The organism is Streptococcus sp. HMSC078H03 (genome assembly GCF_001808655.1).
GTDB classification, from domain to species: Bacteria; Bacillota; Bacilli; order Lactobacillales; family Streptococcaceae; genus Streptococcus; species Streptococcus salivarius_G.
Window position 1 is genome coordinate 25596 of the sequence record NZ_KV794093.1, and the last position, 6348, is coordinate 31943.

Here is a 6348-nt window from a genome sequence, read left to right on the forward strand (position 1 = left end):
GATAAAATTCTCGGACGGAAGTTCGGGGATTTTTTCTTTTGTCACACATTTTCATCTTTATCTATATCTTGTAAATATCTTTGCATTTTTAGTGTTAAATACGAATAGGTAGTTAAAGGGTTTTCAAATAAGATAAATCGCAATTTTGGAGCGTTTAGAATTTTATAATATTTCTGCCTTATTTAGAAAACTTTTAATAATGACCTTTCCATGAGAGTTTATCTATGGTAAAATGGTTAAAGTATTATAAAAATGCAAAAGGAAAGTTAAATGCGAACTAAAGATTTTATCTACTATGCTAGTGCGGCTGTTCTTTTAGCCGTGACAACTCAGGTTGCTCAGGCAGATGAAGTGGCGACACAAACACCTTCTGTTACTGAAGGAAATCAGTATCAACCTGCGACAGCGGCTGAGATTTTTGGTGGAGAAGCAGCCTTACCTGCAACTCCTAGTTCAACTGTTTCAGCACCCGTAGCTACGAGTGAGGTGGCAAAACCTAGTGCTTCTGCGGTATCTACGTCACTTGCAGCACAAAGTTCAGAGGCTGTAACAACTGTGGCATCAACTTCAGTAGCTAACTCTACTGTTGCTGTGTCATCAAATTCAGTAACATCTTCAGTTGTTAGTTCAGAAAGTGCAACAGCTTCTTCAAGTGCGACAAATTCTGAAACGTCAAACAGTGCTGTAGCAACACCTGCTAAATTGACGAATTCTACGGATGTTCCTTCGCCAACGCTTAAGGTGCAACCAAAGACTTTTATCGATGTCAGCAGCCATAATGGTGAGATCAGTGTAGATGACTATCGTGCACTTGCACGCCAAGGTGTGGGTGGTGTCGTTGTAAAGTTGACTGAGGACACTTGGTACAACAACCCTAAAGCACCCTCACAAGTTCGCAATGCTCAAATTGCTGGTCTTCAAGTATCAACCTATCATTTTTCTCGATACACAACTGAGGAAGAAGCACGTGCAGAAGCTCGTTTCTACATCCAAGCTGCACAAAAACTAAACCTTCCAAAAAGTACTGTTATGGTTAATGATTTCGAAGACCCTAAGATGCTTCCAAATATCAACCGTAACACCCAAGCTTGGGTTAACGAAATGCGTAAGCATGGATACAACAACTTGATGTTCTATACAAGTGCCAGCTGGTTGGATGAGAACAATCTAGGCTACCGTGGACCTGTATCAACCTCTCAATTTGGGATTGAGAATTTCTGGGTTGCCCAGTATCCATCAACAACTCTTACAGCAACAAGTGCTAAGAACATGCGCTATAATGCCAAAACTGGAGCATGGCAGTTTTCAGCTACGGCTAATCTCTTGCCAGGTAAACATGTCTTTGACCACAGCGTGGACTATACAGGACGTTTCACAGCTAATGCCAGTGCTGAGGTTGATGCCACCCAAGGCGATTTGAGTGGAACCATTTCTATTGTCAATAACAATCCAACTCTTGGTAGCTTTGATGTTGTCATCTCTAATGTTAAGGCACCAAACGGTGTTGAAACTGTCTCTGTTCCAATTTGGTCAGAAATTAATGGCCAAGATGACATTATCTGGTATACGGCTAACCGTCAAAATAATGGAACTTATACAGTAAACGTTAAGGCTTCAGCTCATAAAAACTCAACCGGTCTTTATAACATCCATCTTTATTATATTCAAAAAGATGGTCAAATGACGGGTGTTGGTGGAACAACTACGCAGGTCTTCATTGGTAAGACACCAGAGCAGTTGAAACCTAAAGCAAGTTTTGCTATTGAAAATAATAATGCTAAGGCAGGAACTTTTGACGCCGTTATCACTAATATCTCAGCACCACTAGGTGTTAAAGAAGTGTTAGTCCCATCATGGAGTCTTGAAAATGGTCAAGACGACCTTATTTGGCACAAGGCAACTAAGCAAAATGATGGTAGCTATCGTGTAACAATTAAGGCAAGTGAGCATAAGGGCAATAAAGGGAATTACCGTGCTGATGCCTACATCGTGGACAACGCTAACAATCGTCATTATATTGCCGAAAAAGTAGTGTCTGTTGATTATGCTCGACCAAGTGGTGTCCTTACAATTGAAAACAACAATACTGCAGCAGGTACTTTTGATGCCGTTGTTCGTAATATTGTTGCTCCTACAGGTTTGAAAGAGGTTCTTGTTCCTTCGTGGAGTTTAGCTGGTGGTCAAGATGACCTTATCTGGCATAAGGCAACTCGTCAAGCTGATGGTTCTTACCGAGTGACTATCAAGGCAACGGATCATAAGAATTCAACAGGTAAATACCGTGCTGATGCCTACATTGTAGATGACTCTAACAAACGTTTCTATCTCACTGAAAAAGTGGTAGAAGTTACTCAAACTCGCCCTAGCGCAAGTCTCGTTATTGAAAATAATAATGCTGATTTAGGTACTTTTGACGCTGTTATCCGCAATATCGTAGCACCAAATGGGGTTAAGGAAGTCTTAGTTCCATCATGGAGCTTGGTTAACGGACAAGATGATCTGGTTTGGCACAAAGCTAGTCGCCAATCTGATGGTAGCTATCGTGTTACTATTAAGGCAAGTGAGCATAAGAATTCTCTAGGCAATTACCGTGCGGACGTTTATATCGTAGATAATGCCAACCAACGTCATTATGTCACTGAAACAATTGTGGATGTGAAACATAATAAACCAGTCGGTACTATTTCAGTAGTTAATAACAATAAAGATACTGGAACCTTTGATGTTATTATCAGTGATGTTTATAGTCCTAAAGGTGTTCGTACTGTTCAAGTACCTATTTGGTCTGAAAAAGACGGACAAGATGATATTCGTTGGTATGAAGCAACACGTCAAGCTAATGGCACTTATACAGTAAATGTTCAAGCTACTAACCATAAAAACTCAACAGGCTTGTACAATATTCATTTGTACTACATTTTAAATGATGGTTCACAAGTTGGTGTCGGTGGCACAACGACGACAGTTGAATTCCGTAATGCTAAGACTAAAACGCAAACCTATATCACTAATGTTAATTCAGAAGCTGGTAGTTACACAGTAGTGGTTGATCAGGCACCACAAGGACGTCAAATTAAGAATATCCGTGTAGCTGTATGGTCAGAAAGCAACCAAGGAAACCTTTCTTGGTACAATACGGCACCTACTGGAACACATACTGAAATCAATGTATCGACTGTTAATCATAAGAATCTCATTGGTAACTATACGACTCATGTTTATGTAGACTATGTAGACAATACTGTAGACGGATTCAACCTTGGTGAGACAGCTCTTGCTCCACGTAATCGTCGTGTTGAGCCTCAGACGACTTATTATTCTCAACGTGATCCTCGTTGGGCTTCTAAGTGGTATGGTGTCAGCAATATGGACCAGTCAGGCTGTGTTCCAACATCACTTGCCATGACTTTTACTGATATCTTGGGAACTGTAATTGCACCAACGACAGTTGCGGATTATTTGTACTACAATACAAATTCATTCAATAAAACATCAGTTGCTGGTACAGACGCGGATGGTATTGTATTAGCAAGTAAAAATTGGGGTCTCAATAGCAACGTGCTTTCAAGCATTGCTAATATTGCTTCAGCTTTGATGTCAGGCCAACACGTTCTGGCAGCAGTAGGAGCAAGCCAATTTATCAATTATCCTTACACGCACGAAATCGTGCTTCATGGCTATGATAATGGTAAAACTTATGTTCGTGATCCATTTAACGCCAATAACAATGGTTGGTATTCATTGGATTACATTCATGGTGTTCAGAGTCGAGATGCAATGGATACTAAGCTTGGTGCACCATTCTTCTCAATCTTTGCTTAATCTATTAATGAAAGGTCTTTAGAAGGAAACTTCTAAGGGCTTTTTTGGTGTTCATTTTTGATAGTCATATTTTTTTATTTTCAGAATATTATATATACATTTGAAATCTCTTATTTATAGGTTTTTAGGTTCTTTATTTGGATGACATTGATACTTTTAGTATGGAAATTACTTATTTTTTTATCATTTTTATAGTTTTTTTAGAGAATTATCACTTTTGCTCTATTCGTAAGACATTTTCTATGGTAAAATGGGTGACGTATTAAAAAGTGTCAAAGGAAAGTTAAATGCGAACAAAAGATTTTATCTACTATGCCAGTGCAGCTGTTCTCATGGCAGTGACTACTCAGGTGGCCAGTGCGGATGAGGTAGCTACGCAAATGCCTACGGTTACTGAAGGGAACCAGTATCAACCTGCGACTGCAGCTGATATTTTTGGTGGTGGGGCAGTTCTTGCACAAGAGTCACCATCAGCAAGACCAAGTTCAACTGTGGCGGCAGCATCTACAGCAACAAGTGAGGTGGCAAACTCAAGTACTCCACAAGTTAGCCAAGCAAGCTCAACAACACTTGAATCATCTGAATCAAAAGGAGTTACCTCTGAGTCTGTAGCTCCAATGAACGCAGTAGCAAGTTCAGAAAATGCGACTGTATCGGCTGCTTCTGAGGTTTCAAATACTACGGTAACTGAACCAGCTAAGTTGACTCATGCCTCAGCTTCGTCTTATGATACCGATGTCTTAAAACCAAAGGCAAGCTTCTCAATTGAGAATAACAATAAGGCAACTGGTGCCTTCGATGCGGTTATTCGAGATATTGTTGCACCTTTGGGGGTTAAAGAAGTTCTTGTACCATCTTGGAGTCTAGCCAATGGCCAAGATGACTTGATTTGGCATAAGGCAGTCAAGCAAATGGACGGTTCTTATCGTGTAACTATTAAGGCGGTTGATCACAAGGGTGAGGCTGGCAATTACCGTGCGGATGCCTATATTGTTGACCGAACAAATAAGAGACACTATATTTCTGAGAAAGTAGTCTCTGTTAATTACTCACGTCCAAGCGCAAGCCTGACTATTGAAAATAATAACGCAGTTACAGGCACGTTTGACGCTGTGGTGAAAAATATTATTGCCTCTACAGGTGTGAAAGAAATCTTAGTACCGTCATGGAGTCTCGTTGGTGGTCAAGATGATTTGATTTGGCACAAGGCTACGAAACAAGCGGATGGTTCCTACCGTGCGACTATTAAGGCAAGTGACCACAAACATTCAACTGGTAAGTATCGTGCAGATGCCTACATCGTAGATAATTTTAATAAGCGTTTCTACTTGACTGAAAAAGTGGTGGAAGTTAGCCAAGCTCGTCCAAGTGCAAGCTTAGCTATTGAAAATAATAATGCTACAACAGGTTCTTTTGATGCGGTTGTTCGTAATATTGTTGCTCCTAATGGCATTAAAGAAATTTTGGTACCATCATGGAGTCTGGTTAATGGACAGGACGATTTGGTTTGGCATAAGGCAAGTAAGCAAGCAGACGGTAGCTATCGTGTGACGATTAAAGCTTCAGACCACAAACATTCAACTGGAAAATACCGAGCAGATGTTTATCTTGTAGATAATTCTGGTAACCGTCAGTATTTGACTGAGACTGTGGTTGATGTCAATGAAACTAAGCCAAGTGGTAGTATTTCTATTTTAAATAATAAAGGGGCTGGAAGTTTTGATGTAGTCATCAGTGATGTCTATAGTCCTATGGGTGTGCGTACAGTTCAGGTTCCAATCTGGTCTGAGGTTGATGGCCAAGATGATATTCGCTGGTATGAAGCCACACGTCAAACAGATGGCAATTACAAGGTTACTGTCCAAGTGGCTGACCACAAAAACTCAACTGGCCTTTACAATGTTCATCTTTACTATGTCCAAAATGATGGCTCACGAATCGGTGTAGGGGGAACACAAACAAAAGTTACTTTGTCAGAACCCAAAGCCGACCTTGCCATCATTGGTCTCAACAATGCTACTGGTAGCTATGATGTTGTTATCTCAAACTTGGTTGCACCACGTGGCTTCAAAGAAGTACTAGTTCCTACTTGGTCAGAAAAGAACGGCCAAGATGATATCATCTGGTACAAGGCAGCTAAGCAAGCCAACGGAGACTATAAAGTAACTGTTCGTTCAAGCAACCATAAGGGTGATAGTGGTCTTTATAATTCTCATGTTTACTTGGTTGATAATGAGGGGAAATACATTGGCCTAGGTGGCAAACAAGTGACACTTGATATCACTAAGACTCAGGGAACTTTGACCATCACAAACAACGATAAAAATCGTGGAACTTTTGATGTTCTTATCACCAACCTGACCAATCCAAGTGGTATTTCAGGTGTCCTTATCCCTGTTTGGTCTGAGCAAAATGGTCAGGATAATCTTGTTTGGCATAATGCCACAAAACAAGATGATGGTTCTTATAAAGTGACTATTTCAGCCAGCCAGCACAAGTGGAATTCAGGCAAGTACATCGTTCATG

The 6348-nt window shown here is 40.4% G+C and carries 2 protein-coding genes; both read left to right on the forward strand.

What is annotated here, in order from left to right:
• The first annotated feature begins 270 nt into the window (after positions 1–270).
• Positions 271–3822: a GBS Bsp-like repeat-containing protein gene (locus HMPREF2607_RS03590; protein WP_070475925.1), complete on the forward strand. Its 3552-nt coding sequence runs from the start codon at positions 271–273 to the stop codon at positions 3820–3822.
• Positions 3823–4109: 287 nt separating this feature from the next.
• The coding region (locus HMPREF2607_RS03595; RefSeq protein WP_070475928.1) for a GBS Bsp-like repeat-containing protein at positions 4110–6348 on the forward strand (2239 nt) is incomplete at its 3' end.

Excerpts from the sequence above, each read along its gene's own strand:
- HMPREF2607_RS03590 (WP_070475925.1), top strand. The coding sequence starts at position 271 with ATGCGAACTAAAGATTTTATCTACTATGCTAGTGCGGCTGTTCTTTTA.